The sequence below is a fragment of the Paenibacillus sp. 1182 genome (genome assembly GCF_017833915.1).
Lineage (GTDB): Bacteria > Bacillota > Bacilli > Paenibacillales > Paenibacillaceae > Paenibacillus > Paenibacillus polymyxa_D.
Genome location: NZ_JAFICR010000014.1, coordinates 65,449 through 89,501, shown reverse-complemented (window position 1 = coordinate 89,501; position 24,053 = coordinate 65,449). Strand labels below are relative to the sequence as shown.

The following is a 24,053-nucleotide window of genomic DNA, read 5'->3' as shown; positions in this document are numbered from 1 at the left end:
AGCGTTCCCGTCCGGTAAGTGTGACCGTGACTGGAACGCTTTCTTGCGTATCTTTTAATTTCACAACCAAAGTCTCCAATTTGCTGGTTAAACGAAGCCGTTCAGAAGGGTATAATAAAATATAGTGCTGTATAAAGTGCGTATATATGGTTTTACAGCAGGCAAGGTCGAATTTTATAACCATTACACGCTGATCTGGAAGTACGGCTATTGGGCAATTGGAGGAATGCTTGTGGGGATGATGTTTTCTTTTCTAAAAAAATATCGGGTTCCAGCCATCGCAGCGCTCGTGATGATGCTGCTGGAATTGACGGTAGAGCTATCGCAGCCATATTTGATCTCCAAAATCATTGATGAGGGCATCCGGCAGCAAGATTTGTCCGTCGTCTGGTTATGGGGCAGTGTACTGGTGGGGAGTGCCGTTATCGCTTTTATGGCGGGTATATCCAGCTCTTTTTTTGCTTCACATGCAAGTCAGGGCTTCGGCTATGATTTGCGGGAAAAGCTGTATCGTAAAGTGCAATCCTTTTCGTATCCTGTGTTTAAACGTTTTGCCACTTCGTCGCTGATTACGCGCCTGACCGGGGATGTCACGCAAGTACAGGATACGGTGTTTATGAGCCTGCGGTTTATGACACGGGTTCCGCTTGTAGTCATCGGCAGTATTGTGATGGCACTAGTTGTACATTTCAGGCTTGGGCTGCTATTGGCGGTTATGGCCCCGGTGCTGTTCGTGTTTGTGCTGGTGATGATGCGGCGAACGGTCACTTTGTTTAAGGGTGTCCAGCGTCGCCTGGATGACGTTAACGGAGTGATTCAGGAGAACCTGACAGGAATCCGGCTCATCCGGGTTTTTGTACGGATGCGGCATGAAATCGAACGTTTCGCCCATTACGGAGGCGAATTGATGAAAGGGACGGTGTCCGCTCTACGCTGGACGGAAACGACGATGCCGTTCATTTTGTTTACGATGAATGCAGGGATTATTGCAGTACTTTGGTTCGGACGCGGCCAAATTTCCACTGGGGATGCCAGTGTAGGACAGGTGGTCGCAGTCGTCAATTATTCACTGCGGACGATTGGAGCCTTGTCTGCCTTATCAGGTATCGTTGTTGTGTTTTCCCGGGCAACTGCATCTACGGGGCGGATCCGAGAGATATTGGAAACTTCTAATGAAGATAGGCATGGGCTGGAGCCTGTTTCAACACATCATACACGGATTGAGGGACAGGTGGAAATGGACCGGGTGAGCTTTCATTATCCGGGCAGTGATCTGGCTGTCCTAAAGGAAATATCTTTTAAAGCGCAATCGGGCGAGCGGATAGCTATTATGGGGGCCACTGGCTCGGGAAAATCCTCACTTGTGCAGTTGATTACGCGTCTCTATGAAGAGGATGAAGGTCATGTGCGCTTTGACGGAAAGGACGCTCGTGAACTGGATGCGTCCATATTGCGAGAGGCCATTGGCTATGTCCCTCAGGAGGTACTGCTATTCACCGGCTCGATTCGGGATAATATTGCTTGGGGGCTGGAGAATGCCAGCCTGGAGGAAATTAAGGAAGCCGCACGCATGGCGCAAATCCATAATATGATTGAACGCTTGCCGCAAGGCTATGATACGATGCTCGGGCAGCGTGGCGTCAATCTGTCTGGCGGACAGAAACAGCGACTTTCGATTGCCCGCGCGCTGGTACGCCAGCCGGCAGTGCTGATTTTGGACGACAGCACAAGTGCGCTGGATGTAGGGACGGAGGCAGCACTACTGAATGCACTCGATGGCCTGTCCTGTACGACATTTCTCATTACGCAGAAAATCAGCTCGACCGCATCGGCAGATCAGATTTTACTGCTGGATGAGGGTCGTCTGATGGCAAGCGGAAGTCATAAGCATCTCATGGATAGCTCGGATCTGTATCGACGTATCTATGGATCACAATATGGAAAGGAGGAGTCGCATGTTCAAGGAACTCATTGAACCGTTCTGTCAGCCTACACCGCCGTCCGGTGTGCTGCGAAATCCGGCGGGAGCTGAAGGACGCCGCAAGGCCAAAGCGAAAAACTGGTCTGGCACCTTAGGACGGATATGGGCTTATCTGGCTCGTCGTAAGGCCAAACTGATGCTGGTACTGTTCATGGTGCTGCTCAGCTCCGGGCTGGCTCTGCTGGGTCCATATCTGGTTGGTGTAGCGGTGGATGATTTTCTCGAAGGTCCGGGTGGACGCACGTGGATTTATTTTCTCATCGGATTAGGGGCTGTATATCTACTGAACTCGCTGACCTCCTGGCTGCAAAATATCTGGATGATTGAGATTGCCCAAGAGACGGTGTACCGTATGCGTTTCGATCTGTTTTCACATTTGCATCGACTACCGATTCCTTTCTATGGCAAACGTCAGCAGGGAGAGATCATGAGCCGTCTGACCAATGATATCGAAAATGTCAGTTCTACGCTCAACAGCTCCGCCATTCAGATTTTTTCGAGCATATTGACGCTAATCGGTACACTCACGGTGATGCTGTGGTTAAGCCCGCTGATGACCCTGCTGACCTTTATCGTAGTGCCACTGATGGCTGCCGGGATGCGCTGGATTACACGTCGCACCGGGCCCTTATATAAGGAACGCCAGAAGAATGTGGGCGAACTGAACGGATACATCGAAGAAACGCTGTCCGGGCAGCAGATTATTAAAGCATTTTCGCAGGAAAAGAGAGTCATCCATGGTTTTGGCGAGCGCAATGACCGTATTCGGCTGTCGGGCTTCTGGGCACAAACGATTTCAGGCTTTATACCGAAGCTGATGAATGGACTGAATAATCTAAGCTTTGCTATTGTAGCGGGGATCGGTGGGATTTTGGCCATTCGCGGCTCCATTACTATAGGTACAATTATTGTATTCGTAGAATATGCCCGCCAGTTCACCAGACCGCTGAACGATTTGGCTAACCAGTGGAACACCCTGCTGTCCGCCATTGCCGGAGCTGAGCGTGTATTTGAAATATTGGATGAAGATGAAGAGTCCAAGGATGAACGCGGTGCAGTGGAAGTAGGGCATGTAGAGGGGGCGGTGCGGTTTACGGATGTTTCCTTCGGTTATGATGAGGGAAGCGCTACGCTGGAAGGTATCTCTTTTGAAGCCAAACCCGGTGAAATGATCGCGCTGGTCGGTCCGACCGGGGCAGGAAAAACGACACTGATCCAGCTCCTTTCTAGATTCTATAGCCCCGACAAGGGCACGATTACGCTGGACGGACGCGATATTACCACCATACAGCGTGAAAGCTTGCGCTCCCGCATGGCATTTGTGCTACAGGACTCCTTCCTGTTTCAGGGGACGATTCGTGAAAATATCCGTTTCGGCAGACTGGACGCCACCGATGAGGAGGTTGAACAAGCATCGAAACTGGCCAACGCCCATTCCTTTATCATGCGGATGAAGGACGGATACGACAAGGTGCTGGAAGCGAACGGCAGCGGCATCAGTCAAGGGCAAAAACAACTGCTGGCTATTGCCCGTGCTATTTTGGCCAACCCTTCCATTCTTGTACTCGACGAGGCAACCAGCAGCATCGACACCATTACTGAGATGAAGATACAAGAAGGACTGGAGCGGCTTATGCAGGGTCGAACAAGTTTCGTCATCGCACATCGGCTGAATACCATTCGTCTGGCTGACCGGATTCTGGTCTTGAAGGATGGCCGTCTGGAGGAGCAGGGTTCTCATGATGAGCTGCTGGCTCACAAAGGCTTTTACAGTGATTTATATTATGGTCAATTGAGTAAGCAAAGCTCTTAAGCCGGCTCTCGATTCACAGATTTGTAGGCAAGATGTAGAAGCTTTATGATGCTAAAAAGGACTACCCTGGGGGTAGCCCTTTTTAAGTATGCCTTTTGGTGACAAGAGATGTTTGAAATTAACATACCCCCTTGAGGGCAGAGGCTTTTACGCTGGTAAGCGTATTATTACTTCAAAAGGTCACTGTTCTGGTTGTGGGCAATATCGTCTATGAAGAAAGCCGAGCAGTGTTTTCACAAAATTAAATATACCCATACCCCGTATATGTATGTTAGTATGGGTGTGCAAGAATAAAATCCCACTTCAAAGGAGAGTCATCATGAAAATCGCAATCATGCTTTTCGATGGAATCACAGCATTAGATGCCATAGGTCCATATGATGTATTTGCTGCTACACTGAAATGTGAAGTGAAGTTTGTCGCTAAGAAAAAGGGGTTAGTCAAACTGGACTCAAATATGGGTTATTTGCATGCCGATTACAGTTTTTCTGAAGTACCTTCAGCTGATATTCTTGTTGTTCCAGGCTGCAGTCCGCCAAATTATAAAACTCCAATGAATGACGAAGAAACGTTAAACTGGATTCGCCAAATACATGAAACTACGAAATGGACCACGTCGGTTTGTAATGGCTCTCTGATTTTGAGCGCCGCAGGCTTGTTAAATGGAACCGTAGCCACCAGTCATTGGGGCTCCTTAGACCTGCTTCAATCTCTTGGAGCCATTCCAACAGATGAGAGAGTGGTTCGTCAGGGCAAAATCATTACAGCAGCCGGTGTCTCCTCTGGTATTGATATGGCACTCCAGCTAATAGCATGGGAATTGGGAGAAGACATGAGTAAAGGAGTCCAGCTGATTTTGGAATACGATCCTCAGCCTCCGTTTGACACGGGTTCACCCAAGAAAGCACCTGCTATATTGGTAGAACAAATAAGAGGTATGTTACAAGAGTTTGCAAAAAGGGAGCCTCATGTGTAAATCAAGAATAACAAGATCTCTTTTCGGTATTAGCTAGGCTCAATAGGTTTGTATTTTTATTTACAATGCCCCCTATTTCAACTAATATAGTTTACACATAGTAAAGGGTTACATAGTGTAAAGGGTTGGAGGGGGTTACAAACATGAGCAGCTTACCTAAGTCTGCTACATTTCCGCTTTTCATTCTGATGCTGAATTTGTTTATTGCTTTATTGGGTCAAGGCATGGTGATTCCCATTCTGCCTGAATATCTGAAACAATTTAATGCGGCAGGAGCTGCTGCGGGGTATCTTATTGCCGCATTTGGAGCAGCACAGTTTATTTTTTCGCCCCTAGGTGGGCAGCTTTCGGATAGATGGGGTCGAAAATCCATGATCATCACCGGTCTGTTTTTAACGGTCATTTCGGATCTCATGTTTGCTGTATCTACGACATTGCCCCTTTTATATATTGCCCGATTTATTGGGGGGATGGGTATTGGATTAATGGTTCCTTCCAATATGGCCTACGTTGCTGATATTACCACTCCTGAAACTCGCGCTAAAGGAATGGGGTACTTGGGTGCTTCCATGAATTTGGGGATGGTGCTTGGTCCGGGGTTAGGCGGTATGATCGCTGAGTTTGGCATAAGGGTGCCCTATTTTTTTGCTGGTGGACTTGGACTTGTTGCTACGCTGCTTAGCTTGTATATGCCAGAGACATTACCCAAGGAAAAACGAAAACCCGCTAGCCATTGGGTCCGCCGGGAACCCATTCGCAACCAAATCCTAAATTCATTTCGGACATCCTATTTTCGTTATCTTCTCCTCATTCTGATCATGACATTAGGTTTGATGAATTACGAAACAGTGTATGCTCTTTTTGTGGAACGAAAATATGGTTTTGATGCCACTAAAATCTCAATGATCATTACGGTTGGTGCAATTATAGGCATCGTTGTGCAGATATGGCTACTTGATTATCTCATCAAGAGACTTGGTGAGATGAAGCTTATACGTCTTTCTTTGATCATGACAGCCATCGCTTTACTGTTAATGATCATTAAGATTAATCTAGGTTATTTGCTGGCGGTATCTGCTCTATTTTTTGCTTTTAATGCCTTCCTAAGACCAACGGTAAGTACAATGATCGCGAACTCAGCTGGTGATCGCCAAGGATATGCCGCTGGATTGAATACGACGTATACCAGCCTAGGCAATATATTGGGACCCATTTTAGCGGGCTTGTTGTTTGACAAACACATTCATATTCCTTATATTTTTGGTGCACTTATCCTTGCATCTGCCCTTTTCTTAACCTTACAAAAATCGAAAAATAAGAAACGGATGGTTGTGAATGACTGAGAACTGGCACCAGAATTTAAAAAACAAAAATCGGGAAGAACTCATTGCGGCTGCGAAGGAACTTTTTATGAAGCAAAGCTTTCTCAAAGTTAATATTAAGGATGTATGCAACGTGGCTGGTGTAAGTCGGGTCACATTCTATAAGCACTTTCAGTCCATGAACGAACTGATCTTTGAGGTCCAGATGGAAATCCTTGAGAGCATGACCGAATTTGTTAGAAGGGCACCTTCAGCTGAAATGAGCGGGAAGAAGATGCTTACTTCGATGCTTGATGCATGGATTAATTACGCTTGGCAACATCCGGAATACATCAAGTTTATTCTTTTATTCGATCTGCATTACGAAGCTTATGATTCAAATCAAGAACTCAAAGAACAGTACAACAATTTTGTTAGCCGGGAAAAGGAACGACATTTCCTGATGGATGCTCTGGAAGCTGGATTCCAAGATGGATCATTAAAGTCCGACACGGAGCCCTTGAAGACCGCTCATTTTATCTTCACGTCTATGATGGGTATACTCCAGAAAATGAGTCTGACGTCCAAGGACGAACGGAATAACGAACTTGAGGATATAGAAATTGCTAACCGATTTGTGGGGATGTTGATTCAGTATTTAAGTCCAGAAAGTGATGAATCCCCTACCTTTTAGGTAGAAGTCGCCTGCTACATTCCAAAGGATTATAGATCGTCCAATGGTGTGAAATAGAAGTACACGGCTCAGTCTGTTAAACTGTGAAAATAGAGCGATTTCAGATACGTTGTCGTGTTAGCCTTATCTATTTAGTGGAGGTGCGGGGATGAACGGAAGTCTGTTTGAGCCACGGCTACGTGACGGGGATTATATTCCCCGTTTTTTTGCTTACTATTACAAGCAATGGCATGACTATACCATGTCTTACCACGATCATCATTCCACTGAAATTATGTACATGATTTCCGGCTTTTGCAGGGTAGATGTACAAACGGGAGAGAACACGGAAGAAAGCATCACGCTGCGTAAAGGCGAGTTTATTATGCTGGACGCAGGTGTACCGCATCGACTGGTGGTGGAAGGAGAACAACCGTGCCGGATGCTAAATGTAGAGTTTGGTTTTACGGAAGGGGTGAGGGTAGGGCCGTCTATCCGACAAATCGCAACGGAGGAGCAGGAGGTCACGACTCTCATGTCACGTCCGTTCCCGTATCTGGTACTATCGGACCCGGAAGAGGTATATTATGCGCTGAAAAGTCTCGTGCTGGAGCTGGACCAACGAAAAGAACAGCCGGGTGCAATGGCAGAGATGCTTTTTATGCAATTGCTAGTACGAATTGCACGTCTACGGGAAGAGGCAGAGCGTAGCAACACGCAGCAAACGGATATGTACATCAAACGATGCATTGAATTTCTCCATCTGAACTATGATCGAGAGATTGTGGTCAAGGACATGGCGGCGGCCGTGAATCTGCACCCAGGTTATTTGCACCGTATTTTCAAAAAACATACGGGGCTAACACTCACCGCGTATTTAACAATGCTGCGAATGGACAAGGCCCGTATGCTTCTTCAGCAAACGGACATTCCCATTCAAGAAATTGCCGATTATGTAGGCGTAGCCAGCAGGCAGTATTTTCATATGCTGTTCAAAAAGCACACAGGCCAAACCCCTGTAGAATACCGCTCTGCTGTAGAGCGCAATGTGAGGAACTATGCGGAGGAGGAAGGGGACTGAATATATAGGAAGTTTTATGATTTATTCATATTCGCGTGGAGCTTACCTGATAAATAAGGTAGGCTTTTTTTTGATTTTGAAAATAGGCAATTGGATTCAGGTTCAAAAGAATCATTTTTTGGGAGTTGAAATTCATATAATTATTTTAAATCGAAGATGTTCAGAGGCGAATTAACTTTATTTCTTTGAAAATGAAGACGTATTTTCACAAGTATGGATGCTTGCTTTGGGTAAAAAGAATCTGAATGATAGTAAATCTTTCATTTTTATGCATGATAATAGGTCTTATATCTTGATTGTTTTATAAGAGTTATAAATTTACAATAACAAAAACACTTCGTATGATACCTATAATGTAAGGTATAAATTGGAATTCAAATGGTTCTTTGGATTCAATTATGTTATAAAGTTCCATGAAATGAATATTGAGATTGAACATATAAAGGAGTTTTACCGTCGATGGGACATATGGATGAACAAATTGCAGACATGATTAATACTGCACGGAAGGAACAACAGGGTGCATCTGGTCTCCCGAAATCGGATTTACACAATTACATAGAATCTGAGAGCGGCTTGGAACTTTATCCACTTAAGATGCTGGACGGAGAACGAATCGCTTTTGCAGAACGTCCTTTGCTGAACGACAAAATTTCGATATGGTTGCCCCGGACTTTCACCGAGATGGGTGAGCGGGAGATTGAACTTAAATATCCTTCGAGTTATCGCCCACCGCTCATTTTGACCGATCCAACAGGGGAGATCAATTTTTCTTTTAACCTGACACCAAGCGAACTGACGGATGAGGAGCTAGAGGCGTTCACCAGCGAGATGATCTACATTTTGCACCACACGCAAAAGTTGACGGAATGGTATGCAGACGGTGTGTGCAAGGTGTACGGACGACGGGTCGGATACTGTGAATTTATGACTCCGGCTTTGAATACGCGTCTGTATAATCTGACCTTTTTTGCAGCTCTGGAAGGGCATGCGCTTATATGCTCATTTAACTGTACGGAGGAACGTATGGATACATGGCGTCCGGTCGCTCAACGTATGATGACCACACTAAAAATCCTGCCTAGTGAGGCTGAAGGAGAAGGAACATGGAGCAGATAAGCACCACCTATTCTAATCTGAAAATCACGCCTTATCAGCTTATCAATGTACAGGAGCTCTACCTGGTCAAGCAGCTGAACGACCACACTCGGTTGCGTTTTACCGCTGTCGTGCCTGAGGAACTAAAAGATACTTATGTGGATATGACCAAATTTGACTCACCTGTCGGAATCTCGCAGCTGGCTGAGGATGGCACGGAGGTTCCCTTGTTTAGCGGAACAGTGCTGGCGATTGAAGTGAAGGCGGTACGAGATGTGTACTACCTGGAGGTAGAGGCTGTGTCGCATACCTACAGGCTGGATGTACGCCCCCAAAGTCGTTCTTTTCAGGACAAAAATATGAAGGTGGATGAACTGCTGCGTCGTATTTCGCTTCTTTATCCTAGCTTGGACATCATGGATTCGGCCACCGGAGGAGCGTCGATCGGGCGGATGTGGGTGCAGTACCGCGAGACTGATTGGGCTTTTCTCAAGCGGCTGGCTTCCTATTACCATACCTCCCTTATGCCCGCGGCCATATTTGATACCCCAAAGTTCTATTTTGGCATTGAGGAAAGTGGAACAGCCGTTCAACTGGACAATTATCATTACACGGTAAGCAAAAGAATCTCGGCATATCGCTACTTTGCAGGCAATGATACAGCTTCGGTGGACGAGCAGGATTTTCTCGATTATACCGTTGAAACAGAGCAGGTGCTGGAACTGGGCAATGAAATCCAATTCCGTGGCAAAACGCTATATGTATACGAGGCACAAACTCGTATGACGCAGGGAGTACTGCTGCACACATATACCTTGACGACACATAAGGGGTTGCGACAGAAAGCGTATTATAACGAGCAGTTGACGGGTCTGTCTCTGGAGGGAAAAGTGATCGCTGTCGAACGTGATCGGGTTAAAGTGCATCTGGATATCGACCCGGAGCAGGACAAAAATACAGCCCACTGGTTTCCATATGCAACAGGGTATAGTGCAGAGGGGCATAGTGGCTGGTATGTGATGCCTGAGCTGGGGGATAAAGTGCGTATTTATTTCCCGAACCAGCATGATGACGAGGGCATCGCGAGTAGCTCGGTCCGGCAGGATCGGGGGGATGGCGGCCACAATCATTTGAAGCATCCCGACGTAAAAATTTTCCGAACGCCACATGGTAAGGAAATCCGCTTGACACCGGACGAGGTGGTGATTACCGGCAAGGATGGCGCTGTTTTCATCAAGCTGAATCAGGGCGACGGTATTCATATGGTGAGCAACAAAGATATTCATTTTTCGGCAGGCGGTAACATCCACATGGAGGCGGGGCAAAAGGTGACTATTTCCGCCGGTCAGGAAATCAACCTGTCCAGCCGCAGCAGCCATATTACACTCGGTGGTGACACATCGGTCGTTGGCAGCGAAGTCAAAACGAATTGACGGAGGAAGCAGACCATGGCAAAAGAAAAAGCATCCATGACCATTCAGGCCGGATCAGGTGCAAAAAAAGGATATGTGGTTGCAGGGGCTATTTTGAAATGCAACCGTGGTACACAACCCACCCGGCTCAAGCGTCCGTTTAGCCACGGTGTTTACATCAAGGACAAGGCCCAGATGAATGTGGGGGATCACGAACCGGGAGTTCATATATCTGGGTTTGGTAACTGTTTTAGCTCGGCCAATCCGGCGGTTCAAAATAGCGAGATGGTGGACATTTTCGGTGTGAAGAAGGCGCCTTGTATTCCGGTCATTCTTCGACCCTGGATTGGGGGCAAGCAGGATGTGCTCGTCGAGGGACAGCCTGCCTTGCTGGAGCATTGTACCAATGCCTGCCTGTATTGCGGAGCAATAACGATTGAAAATGACGGGCAGAATCTGGAATGATAGTGGGGGTTTCTCATCAAATGGACAAGGTGCAGGAAACATCCGGTTACCGTCATGTGGAATTACTGAGTAAAGTTCCGCTGCAAACCATGACAGACATTCGTATTGAGCGTAGATTGGGCGACCATGTGCGTTTGGTAGTAAGTGGTATCGTGCCGGAGGAAAATCAGGAACGGTTTATGGAGTTAGAGAGTGAAGCCGAACCGGTTGAAGTCATCGAAAAGGACAAGGATGGCCAGCGGCTGCGTACGTTGTTTCATGGACAAATGACGCGTATCACGCTGAAGCAGGTACACGGTATTCATTACGTACAGTTAGAGGCCATATCACATACGATTCGGCTCGATGTGAGGCCTGTGACCCGGTCTTTTCAAAATCATACCATGACGTATGGGCAGCTGCTGAAGCAGGTACTTACTGGTTATACAGGCGCAGATGTGATTGATACGGTCAGCGGGGGTGCTCAACTGGGCGCTTTGACATTGCAGTACAGAGAAACAGACTGGGCATTTTTGAAAAGGATGGCTTCCAGATTTGGAGCTGTGCTTGTGCCTGAGGCTGCCGCAGATGCCCCCAAGTTCTGGTTCGGTATTCCCGAGGGGCGACCCGCAACACTGGATGAGGTCCCGTATCGTTCAAGAAAAAGCTTTGTCGGCGCAGATGGGGCTTTTTCTGACGGGGACGGTTTGTCATGTGGAGCATCGTCGGTGTACGAAGCCGCAGCAATCCTTGGCGGCCCTCTTCCAGGATCGGGTCATGTGGACGACGGAATAAAATATTTTTGGAGTGATTCAAGCAGCAGTGAGCGACTATCTGCTGTCAGCGTGGATGGCTTCATGGGTAGAGCATTGCCTGGAGGAGCAGACCTTTGGCAAAGACAGCCGGGGATTCAAATCGGTATGCGCCATAACGAAGCCAACACCCCCTATGGTACGTTCTATACTGTGGAGAGTGCACGATATTTCCGCCCGGGAGATGTACTCTCTTTTCAAGGCAAGGAACTGCTCGTTGCGGATATCGTGTCCCGGATGGACCGGGGGTTGTTTTTACATACCTATACACTGGTTTCTGAAGATGAAATTCGGCAAAAGCCGATCTGGAACCATTCAGTGAGAGGGGCCTCCCTAGAGGGCCAGGTACTGGAAGTTGAGCGGGATCAGGTACGTGTACATCTCACCATAGATGCTGTACAGGAACGGGAAAAGGCATGCTGGCTCCCCTATGCAACAGGCTATAGTGCAGAGGGCCATAGCGGCTGGTATGTGATGCCCGAAAAAGGAGACATGGTGCAGGTACAGTTCCCGACTTTGCAGGAGTCGGATGGTTTTGCAGCCAGGTCTGTGAGGCGCAGTGGCAAGCCTATACCCGAGTTAGGCAATCCGGACATTAAATACTGGGGCACTCCTCATGACAAGCTGGTTAAGCTAAGCGCGCAAGAGTTGCTGGTATCGGCTAAAACGGATAGCGTATATATTTCACTTGATGCGAAGGGAATACAGGTACACAGTGACCATACGCTTTCAATTGCGGCCAAACGGGGGCTAACGATCCACGCGGAGGACACACTGGACATTACGGCAAACGAGGCCATTTATTTGCAAGCAGGTAGCAGTAGTATGGTGATAGACGGAGAGACGGATATTCGTTCGTCGCGAGTGAAGCTGGATGGGATAATCAAGCGTCCGGTTTTCGTCGCTGATCTGGAGCCCGTGCCAGAACCGCCGTTGATGTCGATCAAGGCGTATCAGGCCGCCCACGCGCCGAAGAGTACTGGCGGGGCAGGAGGAGGTTCTCCGAGTGAACAGGGTTCGGGGAGCAGCAAGCCTGGGAAGGTAGGTGTTTCCCCCGCTGCGTCTGCATCGCCCAAGGCAAACCTGCTGGGCGGTATGCTGAACGTAGCTCAGAAGGCGCTGAGTATCATCGGTACGGTTCCCGTATTGGGAACGCCTGCCCGGATAGTGAGCAGCAAGCTCGCCTCTATTCGCCGCGACGTTGCCAAGGGAGGATCAACCCGTGCCTTGAAGTATGCGGCCGCTGGTTTATCCATGCTGGCAGGCGTGCCATCAGGAGGCTGGGCTGTGCTGGCCGGAAGGAATCTGGCGCGGGAAGCCGTAGCCTTTAACCGCCGGGTAGCTGCTTATAAAAAGAGCGGTGTCGGACAACGCTACGCCGCCGCTTACAGAGGCAAAGTATGGACGGCAGCCCGCAACATCGCTAGTTCCAGATCATTAGGGGAGCTAGCGAAAAATCTAGCCCATAATATGGACAAGCTGAACACGGAGTATCACAAAATTCCGCTTGAAGTGAGAAAAGGTTGGCGGAATAAGGAAGTTGAACAGTTACAACCCTTAGATGCCACCGGAGCGAAGAAAATTCTTGATGAGAAATTTGGTTCCATTAATCAAAATGACCAAAATAGAAATCTTGAATTTGAGGAATATGTTAAGAATGTAATGGTGATGCGTGAAGGAGAAACAGGTTTTTTAGAAGAAAAAGAAAGATTAAGGAATGAGTATGAAAGATATTATAAGTTTAATCCAAATAGGGATTTTGAAACTTGGTTTGCAAGGCTAACACAAACGAGTAAAGTAGAAAGTAACTCGGAGACAAAAGCCCAGTGGGCCTTCGTAGAGCTGATTTTAAATAAAAAGGATCCGTACCCTAGGCCAGTAAATCCCGAGCTAAAAGGAAAAACAGAGCCAGATGTTCGTTTAGAAACTGTGATGAATGCAGGAGCCAAAAAAGCGGAAAAAGAACAAGCTGAAGCTGATCTAAGGCGATGGTATCAAAATTTATACAAGGGTAAGCAACAACAGACTTTTGAAGAATGGTTTGCCCATCTTACAAGTAGTGATAAGATGGAAGCCGAGCAGGCACTAAGTGAATTCCGTGGGAAGATAGCATTAGAGAGCGCAATTTCTCAAGCACAGTTCGAACTCATAATTTCCACCGCATCTATCTTCCAATCAAGACAGAGCACCCGTCCGACTCTTGGTATTGTATCTCGCGGCATGTCAAAAGGAGCAGGGGGCATTAAGGGGAATCCTAAGATACCAGAGGGGACGGGGAATCCTTCACCTGAACAATTGTTAAAAATTAAGCATGCTAATATGAAGAACCCTAGAGGGGGACTTAATGATTTGATTCCATTAGATATAAGGGTAGCTAAAAAGACGCAGAAACCTGTACGTAGGCATCTTACCCAAGGTGAAAAGAAACTAGCTCATCAGCATCTAGACGATCTTGCAGCACGCAGGAATGGGGATCCAAATGCAGCCCAAAGATTAGCTTCCGATAAGTACAGAGAACACCCCCGTGATGATGGATGGACTAGCCTCGACATTATTGATGAGAAAAAAACTACTGGAATAACGAACGTTATGAGGCTTCTTTATAAAGAAGTAGATGATGGGATAGAATGGAGAGTTATTCAGAACCATTAAAATTAGGAAAGGCGAGTTTTAAAATTTAAGTAGAGAAGCACCAGCAAAAGGAAATTATCCATGGTAGGCTTCAGCCTTTAAGAAGATATGGATACTATTTTAAGCGGAATGGAAGATGAAAAAAGATGATTAAAAGGATTCTAGAATTAATAGCGAATGCTCTTTTAGACGAAGATAATTATCTCTTAGAAGATGCTTTAAGGTTACTAAAGACTAATGCTAATTTAGAAGAATTAGTAGATGATTACTATACTCAGCTTGTGCGCATAATTCCTATGGTTAAGGAAGATAGTGCGAAAGTACTTTTAATCGAAACCATAGTTAATTCTCCAGATTTCAATGGTGATGATGAACTCTTAGATGAGTATATAAAACTGATCGCACAAGGTGCGACTTATGTCAAGGATGCAGTCAGCTGTTTAAATTCATTTAATAATCATGGATGTAATGAGATATTTGTAAAACTAGCCGAAAATGTAGATAAAGAACTTGCCTTTGAAATATTAGTATTAATGGACGAATCTAAGTGGGGACCAGTCCCTAAGTCTCTTCAGCCCTTTTCACAACAACTTGAGTCATTTGCGAAAGAGGTTCGGTTACAACAAAAAATAGGGTACCGTTCATGGATTATTGGAGCATTTTTGTTAATTGTTCATCCGTTGTGTTCAAAATATGCATCTATAAGTGCGTTAACCTTCGGATATCCTTATACTGAAGCGGCCGTAAACGATTGGGCGTGGGTAACTCCAAAAAGTACAGAATCTATAATTGAATCTAAAATAGTAACCCCGAAGGAAGCTGAAATATTGAGGGAATTAGGCGGATTATTATGGAATAAGACGAATCTGACTCCAGAACTAGCTACAAAGCTTTACTCGGAATTTTTTGAGGATAGGAATCCGTTTGATGTTATTTTTACTTTGCCAGAGTAGTATAATTCTTTGACAATAAAAAAATGTTAAGGAATGAAAGGGGATAATTCTTTAAATAGTTTGGTAATTTCTTTACAATTCCAGTAACAAGATCGTACAATACAACCAACAAACAAACACTTGATAAATTTTCAAAAGCTCTTCCCAACTTGAACCCTGAGTAGGAATGAGCTTTTTTTGCCTGCAGAAAATGAGCTGAGGAGCTGAACTAAATGACAAAACGTGAACAAGTCATTCAACAGATGGGGCTGCTTACATAGGCACATAAAGCATACGAATAGCTTATGGATGAAATTCGTGGTTACTGCCAGCAAGCTAAGGAATTGTGCGAACAGTTGGCGTTAGTCAACGCTACGTCGTCGCTATCCATTAATCAAAAACTGCCCATCATAATTTCGAGTGATTAAAGGAGAAGTAGGAGGATAAATTACACATAAGCAACAAGAAGCCTCTGAACCATTACCGATTTAGGTCGGTATGAATTCAGAGGCCGTGTGATTTCATGCATTATAACAGTGCTGGGCTTTTTGAGAGCTAAAGTTGGGTCATTTCCCAAGCCACATATTTTCCATCTGTTCAAGTGATCTCCCCTTGGTTTCGGGAACCTTGCGCCATATAAAGACTACGACGAATAACGAGATGGCTCCGAATAACCAGAAGGTATTGGACGGACCGGCTGAACTCAGCAGAGGAGGGAATGCCTGCGATACCAGATAATCACCGGCCCATAGTGCCATCGAAGCGATGGCTACAGCTTTGCCGCGAATGCGGTTCGGAAAGATCTCAGAGATCATGACCCATACGATTGGCCCAAGCGATATAGCGTAGGAGGCCACGTAGATCAATATCATGATGAGTACGAGCGGTCCGGTGGTCAAACCCATTTTGAATGCGGCTCCAATAATGACCAAACAGCAGGTCATCAACGAGGTGCCGATTATCAGCAGGATTTTTCGTCCCGCTTTGTCGATCAGCCATACAGACACGATGGTAAACAACACATTGATCAACCCGATCCAGATGGTCTGGGTCAAAGAAGCGTCTGTACCGAGTCCCATTCCTTTAAAGATAACCGGCGCGTAGTACAAAATGGCATTGATGCCGGTAATATGCTGCATAATGGCGAGCATGACACCGATAAAGAGAGCGACCCGAATACCGGGAGCAAACAATTGTTTCAATGAGTTGTTCTCATTTTTGAATGATTCCTTGATATCAAGCACTTCCTGCTTAGCGGCTTCTTCACCGTGAATTTTCAGCAATATCGGCAACGCTTCATAAGGCCGATTCTGTTTAATAAGCCATCTCGGGCTTTCGGGTATGAAGAGCATCAAGAGCATAAAGATCAGTCCTGGAACAGCTCCCACTCCGAACATCCAGCGCCAGGCTGTTGAGACACCCCAGGCTTCATCCCCCAGGCTGACGATCCACGAATTCTGAAAATAAACCAGGAAAATGCCCGTTACGATCGCCAGCTGATTTAAAGCAACCAAACGGCCGCGGTATTTGGCAGGAGCGATCTCCGCATTGTACACCGGACAAACGGTGGAAGTGATGCCTATGCCAATGCCGCCGATCATGCGAAAGATAACATACCCGGTGAACGAGTCTTGAAGCGCAGAGCAGATCGAGCCGACGACGAATAAAAATCCGGCGGCCAGTAATACCTTTTTTCTACCGATCCTTTCACTCATGTAGCCGGAGAGAGCCGCTCCCGTGATACTCCCTACAATCAGACTCGACACCGCCCAACCAACCTGAAATTCGCTCAGCGAAAAACGCTGCTGTAGGAATTCAACTGCTCCCGAAACGACCGCGATATCAAAACCGAACAATATCCCTCCAAGCGCAGCTACGATGGATACCAGCGTCACGAAAAGCATATTGGGTTTTTCTGATTGAAGCGCTTTCTGTTGAGCGCTTTCATTATGAATGATTACTCCCATATAATCATCTCCCCTCCAGATTCCTAGAACCTCATTCCGTTCTTCGAGGAGAAGTATAACATGCGCTTATAAAAGAAAGGCCGGTTATCGTCTTCAATAAACGGACCTTTTCACGCACGATTTTGGCTTCGGTTCTCGAATTGGAGACGGAGGAGCCAAATCTAGCATTACCTTGTCATTCGAGCTTAAAAAAATCCATGCCGATGGTCGGCATGGATGAATTTCTACTATTTTTGGCTTTTGAACTCAGTGGGAGGAACCCCCGTTATCTTCTTAAAGACACGGCTAAAATAGTTTGGGTCCTTATAACCCACTTCAAAGCTGATTTCTTTCAGAGCAAGGTTACCCTCCTTGATCAGAGAAATAGCTTTATCAATCCGTAGCCGGGTTACGAAGTCGATGAACGTCTCTCCGTATTCCTGTTTGAAAATTTTACTGAAGTAGTGGGGATTCAAATGGACAAAATCAGCCACTTCTTCCAGCGAAAGCTCATCGTTGAATCGTTCCTCGATATACATTTTCGCTCTGCCCAGCATAGTCAGTGTTTGAACCTCCCGCTGTTCGCGTATCCGTTGCAGTGCTGACATGACGTACGTCTGCTGAAGCATTCCATTCTCCGCTTTGACGGCAAGCACAGAAGCGTTTCCAGCCTCTGACGACTTCAGTTCGTCAAAGTGGCAGTAACCTCCATCCCGCTTGCGTAGGGTGGAGGCAAAAACGGCTTCGAAATAGGACTTGCGAAGTCCTTCCTCGCCGCTATGCAGCGATCCGATTCCAATGGCCGTCTTAATGCCAAGTTGCTGGTGGGCAAGCTCGGAGAGCTGCTGAACGAGGTGTTTAACCAACTGGCGCCAGTCGTTTTCGCTGGTGGCAGGCGGCTTGCATAAAAAAGTGGCTACATGATGGTCGATCAGGGAGCTTACAATGGCATTCGGGCCATGTGTTTTTACATAGCTTCGGAAATGCTCGTAAATTTTCTTTTTATCCTGCTCGTCCGTATATCCGTCAAAGGCGGCAATGATGGCGCTTCCCTGATCAAGAGGAAAGTCCAGCCATTCTGCTAGCTGGGAAGCGCTCGAATCCACTGTCTGGTCGACCATAAGCATTAAAGCCAGCTCATTTTCTGCGAGCGGCATCAGCTGTGAGATTTTGTGCCTAAGCTCCAATTCTTCCGTACGTGCTCGCTTCTCGCACTCAATTTCTTCAATCAGTCGTTTCAGTGTGCCGATGATCAGTTCTCGCTTCGCCGGCTTCAGAATATATTCTTTTACGCCCAAAGAGAGCGCCTTCTGGGCATAGGCAAAATAATCGTAGGCAGTGACGAGCACGAATCGGGTATCGGGAAGCCGCTCCTTTAATTCACGAAGCGCTGCAAGCCCGTCGATTCCGGGCATATTGATATCCAGAATCGCAATATGGGGGCGGTGCTCTTCCGCACATTCAATCGCCATGCGACCGTTGCCGGCATGAATAAACCGGAATATCCCCGACATCGCCCGTTCCACTGTCAATTCCAGTCCTTCTCTCTCTAAAGCCTCGTCATCCGCGATTAACAACCGATACATCAGTCTACTCACTCTCCTTCTTGACTGGAATTCGTATGGTTATGGTAGTACCTCGTCCGGTACTGCTACTGATTTCAACCATTCCTTCTTTTCCGTAGAACAACTGCAGCCGCCTAAACACATTTTGCATTCCAAGTCCTGTTGAACTGTCACTTTCGACTTTGCCTTCAAGACGGAGCACGGACAGTCGGGTTTCCTCCGTCATACCCTTTCCGTTGTCTGAGATTTCAATTTGTACATCCTCGTTCGCTCGCGACAACGTCAACGTGATAATGGCTCCGTCCTCCATATCTGCCACACCATGAAGAAAAGCGTTTTCAATAAATGGCTGGATCGTCAAGGCCGGAATTTGCTGCTGAAGAACGGAAGCGTCAAAGTGCAGATTAAAGAGAATTCTGTCCCGGAAGCGCGCCTGCTGAATGGTCACGTATTCGCGAATATGATCCAGTTCCTCCTGAAGAGTTACGGGTTTGTCCAGCTTCTGCAGACTGTACCGTAGTAGATTGGACAGCGAGACGATCAGGTCGCTGGTTTTCTCCGCCCCTTCCAGGATCGCCAGCTTGGAGAGCACATTTAAGGTATTGAATAAAAAATGCGGATTAATTTGATTTTGCAGAGCCAGAAGCTCCAGTTCCTTCACAAGCCGCCGCATTTCCAGACTCTGTTTATCCTTCTCAATGAGGATGCTCAAATCGGCGGACATTTGCGAAATGGCGTCCGACAGTACGCCTAGCTCGTCATCCCGTCGCGGTGGGGGCTTGATATTCAGATCACCTGTAGCGATTCGCTTCGCCAGTCCGACAAGTCTGCCGACAGGGCCAGTAATGCTGCGCGAGATCCAGATTGCAAGCAAAACCCCCATCAGCGCGTTCATGCCGAACAATGCCACTCCTAAAACGTTCATTCGCTCATTTTTGTTCCGAATGTTCTCGATGATCGGCCGGTAATAGGCCAGTTCAGCATCGATCAGTCGCTGTCCCTCCTCATGAATATAGCTGACGGTTTTCTCCGCTTCAATATAATGTTCAAAAGCCGATTGAGGATCTTGTGTATTTGCATCCAGAACTGCGGCTTGTTTCTGTTCAAGAAATGTGGTCAACAAATTCACGTAGTCCTCCTCGGCGAAAGAAGGGTCGGTCGAGTCGGAGACTTCTTGGATTTTGCCTTTCAACTGCATTAATTGGTATTCTGTCGGACCCTGCATAGCCTTATCGTCCCTTGGATTAAGCAGATAGGCATATAGGAGCTTTAAGTTGCTCTCCGCCGATTCGGAGGTTTGCTCGATGAGGAGAATGCGGCCAAGCATTTCATCGTAGCTCTGTTGTACGACCTTTCCGCTTTGGAATACAAAATAAGCGATGATATTGGCGAACACAACTAGAAGAGGGATGAACAGAAGCAGCTTCGTTCTGATCGTCATCGTCTGTCATCTCCGGACATGTTGTCGGGAGTGTCCGCATGCACTTCATATACCCTGGTGTATGTTAATTGCTGGGGATCATTCCCCTTTAGATAATCATTCAGCAATTTTATGGCCTTAGCCCCCATTTCTTCTGGCTGTTGAACAAGGGTCAGTTCGATTTTGCGATCTTTGATCGCTTCCAACGTCTCGGCCATATCGTCAAAAGCGAAAATTTGCAAATTCCGCGCGCCGCGCCGCTCCGAGGCTTCCAGAATGCCAAGGCCGTCCAGCGCACTGAATCCGACCATGTAGCGGATCTGCGGATATCGGGCGAGCATGTTTTGAGCTTGCTGGGCTGCCTGAAGCCGTGAAATATTTGAGGAGCGAATCTCCACAATGTGGAGATTGGGATAGCGGCTGATCACGGAGCGAAATCCGGCAAGCCTGAGTCGCTGATTCTCGACGTGCTCGCTACTGATCATAACTCCAATGTCGCCACGCTCTCCAGAGGCTTTCGCTAATAGCGCGCCCATCTGTTTTCCTGCTCCTTCGTTATCCGTTCCGACGTAAGCCAGCCTTCGGGAGTCCGGTTCGTCCGTATCGATCGCGATGACAGGTATGCCAAGTCCGGCTGCTTTGTCGATTAATCGTCGATACTCCGGATCATTTATCCCTTGAACCAGAATTGCATCCGCCTTGGCAGCGATCGCTTTATCCAGCAGTTTGATCTGCTCGGACGGATTAATGCGGTCTGGACCGATATAATCGAGCCGCATACCGTACTGTTCCGCTTCTTTTCGGGCTCCTTGTTCAATGGACCGCCAGTAATAATTGTCTAGCTCTTGCGATATCAATACCACTTTTGTATCGGAACCCCCGTCGTTTGGTGAAACCGTCTTCAATTGTTCTGCAAATTGGTGGATTTGAAAGGAAGACAGAGTGAACTGAAAGAGCAGCCAGGCAAATAGCAGGAAGACCGGGATAAGGATAAATGTCCATTTACGGTTTGACATGTCTTGCTCCTTTGTAAATATTTAGAGACTTAACTCATTATACAGTAGCCAAAGAAGCGTAGGCAGCTATCGCCATCATAAGCGCGATTATTGAGGAGATGGAAGTCGAGCAGACACTAAATGAATTCCGTGGAAAGATAGCATTGGAGATAGGCCCCTACCAGTAGGATTAGGACATTTTTAAGTCCAGAAACTGCTGCAGGGGCTTAAGTATATAAAAATAACCTCACTAAATCAGACCATGCTTTTTAAAGCTGTGAAACAGTCCATCTTCATCCACAGCATCCGTAATGTCATCTGCAATGGCTTTGAGGCCCGGTTTGGCATTTCCCATGGCAATTCCTAGGGCACAATATTCAATCATTTCAGCATCGTTCATCCCGTCTCCGATAGCAATGGTGTCTTCTTGGGATCTTCCCAAATGCTCAATAAGCTTTTCAATAGCTACGGCTTTGTGAATACCGGGAACCATTAGCTCACCACTGTCTTGCCCGAAAGCAGATACAGTACATTGAATAACCTCAAATTTCCCTGCGAATTCCTTTTTGATTTGTTCAAAAGGAACATTTTTATTTTCCAAAAAACATGCTTTGTTCACGTCACTACGGTACAGGTTGTCCTCTCCTATAGTTAGGCCGGTGATAAAAGGATGCGGGCGTTGTTCTTTTTTTTCTCTGGCCACGGGATCATTGTCTACATCTCCGTAGATAAGCCGTTCCACATGGGGCAAAAAGTTTTTACTCGCAAACAGTCCCCCGTTCGATTCCAAATAAAAGTCCAAATCATGTTCATCAAAGTAATCGACCATATGTCTAACATCTTCATCCGATACTTTGTGGTGATATAACATCTCACCTTCGATTTCTACAAAGCCCCCGCCAGCTCCGATGATCCCGTCAAAACCGACCTCCATGATAAAATCATAAATCTCCGCTTTGGATCGGCCAGTGCATAAATAAATCAGATGTCCGTTCTTTCTCGCTTCGATACATGCTGTTTTTGCAGATTCGGGAATCATACCATCATCATTCACTAGCGTTCCATCTATATCTAAAAAGATAATCTTTTTGTTCATCTTAGGCTGCTCCTTGCTCTCCAATGTTTTCTTTTATGTTACTACATTTACCGCACTTAAAGTACATATTGAACTGAAAAAACACTAGATAGAAAGAGAGAAACGGGATGGATCAAAATGGAAATGGGAAACCCTCTGATCACGCGAAAGTTAGGATTTTTGACACCTAAATACGAAACTGGTCATGATTTTGATAACGCTTTCCACAGGCCTATTGCTACAATGACGGTATATACCCATTCTAATTACCGGAGGTTGAATGCCGTGTCATTTAAAGTAGCTTTTATTGGAGCAGGAAGCATCGGTTTTACCCGTGGAATTTTGCGAGATCTGTTATCGGTGCCGGAATTTAATGATATTGAAGTGGCTTTTACGGATATCAGTCAGCACAATCTGGATATGGTTACTGAGCTGTGCCAGCGGGATATTCGCGAGAATGGTTTGTCCATACAAATACAGTCCTCTACGGACCGTAAGATAGCTTTAAAGGATGCCAAATACGTCATTTGTACGATCCGGGTTGGCGGGCTGGAGGGCTTTGCAACCGATGTGGATATTCCACTGAAATATGGCGTGGATCAATGCGTGGGCGATACACTGTGTGCAGGAGGGATTATGTACGGTCAGCGTGGTATTGCTGAAATGCTGGCCATCTGCAAGGATATCCGCGAGCTAAGTGCACCGGATGTATTGCTGCTGAACTACTCGAACCCCATGGCAATGATGACGTGGGCCTGTAATAAATACAGCGGTGTGCGTACAATCGGTCTATGTCACGGCGTACAGCATGGGCATCACCAAATTGCCGAGGTGTATGGTCTGGAGAAGCAGGATGTGGACATTGTGTGCGCCGGAATCAATCACCAGACGTGGTACATTCAGGCGTCACATGAAGGCAAGGATCTGACAGCCGGGCTGCTGGAGGCTTTTGAAAAACATCCCGAATATAGCCGTACCGAAAAGGTGCGCATCGACATGCTTCGCCGTTTTGGCTATTACAGCACAGAGTCGAATGGTCATCTAAGTGAATATGTACCTTGGTACCGGAAGCGTCCGAATGAAATTATGGACTGGATTGATCTAGGCAGCTGGATCAACGGAGAAACAGGCGGCTATCTGCGTGTATGTACAGAAGGACGTAATTGGTTTGAAACAGATTTCCCTAACTGGATGAAAGAAGAGCCATTGGAGTACAAGGCGGAAAATCGCGGTGAAGAGCATGGTTCATACATTATCGAAGGTCTGGAAACCGGACGTGTATACCGGGGGCATTTTAATGTCGTTAATAACGGTGTGATTTCCAATTTGCCGGACGATGCGATTATTGAAGCGCCTGGATATGTGGATCGGAATGGTATCTCCATGCCACATGTAGGAGACCTTCCGCTCGGTCCTGCTGCCGTCTGCAATGTAAGTATTTCCGTCCAGCGTTTGGCTGTCGAAGCAGCTGTACATGGTGACGACATGCTACTTCGGCAAGCGTTTATGATGGACCCGTTAGTGGGCGCGGTGTGTAATCCCAAAGAAATTTGGCAGATGGTCGATGAGATGCTAGTGGCACAGGAAGCATGGCTGCCGCAATACGGAGCAGCGATTGCCGAGGCGCGCCAACGTTTGGCTGCAGGCGATCTGATTCCAACCCGGCCTTATGAGGGAGCAGCACGACTTAAGGCGAAGACGGTTGAAGAAATGCAACTGGATCGGGATGCCGCCAATAAAAATGCAGGACAATCCGACAAGGGCAAGGATCGCGAAAAAGTGTAGAACAACAAGGGCAGAGATTGACTTCACAACAATAAAAGGGTGTTTTCACGGTCATGAGGGCCTGAAAACACCCTTTTGCTGTCGATAGATATAACGATTTGGCATAGTTGGCG

General features: G+C 46.8%; 17 protein-coding genes. 12 read left to right on the top strand and 5 right to left on the bottom strand.

The window, feature by feature from the left end; translation table 11 throughout:
• The first annotated feature begins 238 nt into the window (after positions 1–238).
• The 11 genes from JOD82_RS23855 (at position 239) to JOD82_RS23805 (ending at position 15,175) form a co-directional block, all read left to right on the top strand.
• Positions 239–1,975 carry an ABC transporter ATP-binding protein gene (locus JOD82_RS23855; RefSeq protein WP_209950078.1) on the top strand — a complete coding sequence of 579 codons (1,737 nt, stop codon included), beginning with the start codon at positions 239–241 and terminating at the stop codon, positions 1,973–1,975.
• The gene (locus tag JOD82_RS23850) at positions 1,956–3,794 is read left to right on the top strand and encodes an ABC transporter ATP-binding protein (protein ID WP_209950047.1); all 1,839 of its coding nucleotides are present in this window, start codon (positions 1,956–1,958) and stop codon (positions 3,792–3,794) included. The genes JOD82_RS23855 and JOD82_RS23850 overlap by 20 nt, the downstream gene beginning before the upstream one ends.
• Before the next feature lie 319 nt (positions 3,795–4,113).
• The gene (locus tag JOD82_RS23845) at positions 4,114–4,770 is read left to right on the top strand and encodes a DJ-1/PfpI family protein (RefSeq protein WP_039269397.1); all 657 of its coding nucleotides are present in this window, start codon (positions 4,114–4,116) and stop codon (positions 4,768–4,770) included.
• 143 nt (positions 4,771–4,913) lie between these two features.
• Positions 4,914–6,113, top strand: a complete 1,200-nt coding sequence (locus JOD82_RS23840) for an MFS transporter (protein ID WP_069010341.1) — start codon at positions 4,914–4,916, stop codon at positions 6,111–6,113.
• Positions 6,106–6,765, top strand: a complete 660-nt coding sequence (locus tag JOD82_RS23835; RefSeq protein ID WP_069010342.1) for a TetR/AcrR family transcriptional regulator — start codon at positions 6,106–6,108, stop codon at positions 6,763–6,765. The genes JOD82_RS23840 and JOD82_RS23835 overlap by 8 nt, the downstream gene beginning before the upstream one ends.
• A 148-nt stretch (positions 6,766–6,913) precedes the next feature.
• Positions 6,914–7,825, top strand: a complete 912-nt coding sequence (locus JOD82_RS23830) for an AraC family transcriptional regulator (RefSeq protein WP_069010343.1) — start codon at positions 6,914–6,916, stop codon at positions 7,823–7,825.
• Positions 7,826–8,284: 459 nt separating this feature from the next.
• Positions 8,285–8,944 (top strand): hypothetical protein, encoded by a 660-nt coding sequence (locus JOD82_RS23825; protein ID WP_029516074.1) that lies wholly within the window; start codon positions 8,285–8,287, stop codon positions 8,942–8,944.
• Positions 8,932–10,356: a hypothetical protein gene (locus JOD82_RS23820; protein WP_069010344.1), complete on the top strand. Its 1,425-nt coding sequence runs from the start codon at positions 8,932–8,934 to the stop codon at positions 10,354–10,356. The genes JOD82_RS23825 and JOD82_RS23820 overlap by 13 nt, the downstream gene beginning before the upstream one ends.
• Before the next feature lie 15 nt (positions 10,357–10,371).
• The gene (locus JOD82_RS23815) at positions 10,372–10,800 is read left to right on the top strand and encodes a DUF4280 domain-containing protein (RefSeq protein ID WP_029516076.1); all 429 of its coding nucleotides are present in this window, start codon (positions 10,372–10,374) and stop codon (positions 10,798–10,800) included.
• 20 nt (positions 10,801–10,820) lie between these two features.
• A complete protein-coding gene (locus JOD82_RS23810) occupies positions 10,821–14,243 on the top strand; it encodes a phage baseplate assembly protein V (RefSeq protein WP_209950046.1) in 3,423 nt (1,140 codons plus the stop codon).
• A 125-nt stretch (positions 14,244–14,368) separates the two neighbouring features.
• Positions 14,369–15,175: a hypothetical protein gene (locus JOD82_RS23805; RefSeq protein ID WP_029516078.1), complete on the top strand. Its 807-nt coding sequence runs from the start codon at positions 14,369–14,371 to the stop codon at positions 15,173–15,175.
• A gap of 545 nt (positions 15,176–15,720) precedes the next feature.
• Here JOD82_RS23805 and JOD82_RS23800 read toward each other — a convergent pair.
• From JOD82_RS23800 to JOD82_RS23780, 5 genes are all read right to left on the bottom strand, one after another.
• The gene (locus tag JOD82_RS23800; RefSeq protein WP_029516079.1) at positions 15,721–17,121 is read right to left on the bottom strand and encodes a sugar porter family MFS transporter; all 1,401 of its coding nucleotides are present in this window, start codon (positions 17,119–17,121) and stop codon (positions 15,721–15,723) included.
• Positions 17,122–17,348: 227 nt separating this feature from the next.
• On the bottom strand, positions 17,349–18,686 hold the full coding sequence (locus JOD82_RS23795; RefSeq protein ID WP_209950045.1) for a response regulator transcription factor: 1,338 nt from the start codon (positions 18,684–18,686) through the stop codon (positions 17,349–17,351).
• Positions 18,687–18,690: 4 nt separating this feature from the next.
• Positions 18,691–20,106, bottom strand: coding sequence for a sensor histidine kinase (locus JOD82_RS23790; RefSeq protein ID WP_039269403.1), 1,416 nt, complete (start codon positions 20,104–20,106; stop codon positions 18,691–18,693).
• Positions 20,103–21,101, bottom strand: a complete 999-nt coding sequence (locus JOD82_RS23785; RefSeq protein ID WP_069010347.1) for a substrate-binding domain-containing protein — start codon at positions 21,099–21,101, stop codon at positions 20,103–20,105. The genes JOD82_RS23790 and JOD82_RS23785 overlap by 4 nt, the downstream gene beginning before the upstream one ends.
• Before the next feature lie 229 nt (positions 21,102–21,330).
• Positions 21,331–22,176, bottom strand: coding sequence for a Cof-type HAD-IIB family hydrolase (locus JOD82_RS23780; RefSeq protein ID WP_069010348.1), 846 nt, complete (start codon positions 22,174–22,176; stop codon positions 21,331–21,333).
• Positions 22,177–22,440: 264 nt separating this feature from the next.
• Here JOD82_RS23780 and melA point away from each other — a divergent pair, with 264 nt between their 5' ends.
• Positions 22,441–23,940 (top strand): alpha-glucosidase/alpha-galactosidase, encoded by a 1,500-nt coding sequence (gene melA, locus JOD82_RS23775; RefSeq protein ID WP_069010386.1) that lies wholly within the window; start codon positions 22,441–22,443, stop codon positions 23,938–23,940.
• Positions 23,941–24,053 lie beyond the last annotated feature (113 nt).

Bases quoted from the DNA above. Each gene is read 5' to 3' on its own strand.
- JOD82_RS23835 (WP_069010342.1), top strand. From the start codon at position 6,106: ATGACTGAGAACTGGCACCAGAATTTAAAAAACAAAAATCGGGAAGAA.
- JOD82_RS23825 (WP_029516074.1), top strand. From the start codon at position 8,285: ATGGGACATATGGATGAACAAATTGCAGACATGATTAATACTGCACGG.
- JOD82_RS23800 (WP_029516079.1), bottom strand. From the start codon at position 17,121: ATGGGAGTAATCATTCATAATGAAAGCGCTCAACAGAAAGCGCTTCAA.
- JOD82_RS23815 (WP_029516076.1), top strand. From the start codon at position 10,372: ATGGCAAAAGAAAAAGCATCCATGACCATTCAGGCCGGATCAGGTGCA.
- JOD82_RS23830 (WP_069010343.1), top strand. From the start codon at position 6,914: ATGAACGGAAGTCTGTTTGAGCCACGGCTACGTGACGGGGATTATATT.
- JOD82_RS23820 (WP_069010344.1), top strand. From the start codon at position 8,932: ATGGAGCAGATAAGCACCACCTATTCTAATCTGAAAATCACGCCTTAT.
- JOD82_RS23855 (WP_209950078.1), top strand. From the start codon at position 239: ATGATGTTTTCTTTTCTAAAAAAATATCGGGTTCCAGCCATCGCAGCG.
- JOD82_RS23810 (WP_209950046.1), top strand. From the start codon at position 10,821: ATGGACAAGGTGCAGGAAACATCCGGTTACCGTCATGTGGAATTACTG.
- JOD82_RS23845 (WP_039269397.1), top strand. From the start codon at position 4,114: ATGAAAATCGCAATCATGCTTTTCGATGGAATCACAGCATTAGATGCC.
- JOD82_RS23840 (WP_069010341.1), top strand. From the start codon at position 4,914: ATGAGCAGCTTACCTAAGTCTGCTACATTTCCGCTTTTCATTCTGATG.
- JOD82_RS23780 (WP_069010348.1), bottom strand. From the start codon at position 22,176: ATGAACAAAAAGATTATCTTTTTAGATATAGATGGAACGCTAGTGAAT.
- JOD82_RS23785 (WP_069010347.1), bottom strand. From the start codon at position 21,101: ATGTCAAACCGTAAATGGACATTTATCCTTATCCCGGTCTTCCTGCTA.
- JOD82_RS23790 (WP_039269403.1), bottom strand. From the start codon at position 20,106: ATGACGATCAGAACGAAGCTGCTTCTGTTCATCCCTCTTCTAGTTGTG.
- JOD82_RS23850 (WP_209950047.1), top strand. From the start codon at position 1,956: ATGTTCAAGGAACTCATTGAACCGTTCTGTCAGCCTACACCGCCGTCC.
- JOD82_RS23805 (WP_029516078.1), top strand. From the start codon at position 14,369: ATGATTAAAAGGATTCTAGAATTAATAGCGAATGCTCTTTTAGACGAA.
- JOD82_RS23795 (WP_209950045.1), bottom strand. From the start codon at position 18,686: ATGTATCGGTTGTTAATCGCGGATGACGAGGCTTTAGAGAGAGAAGGA.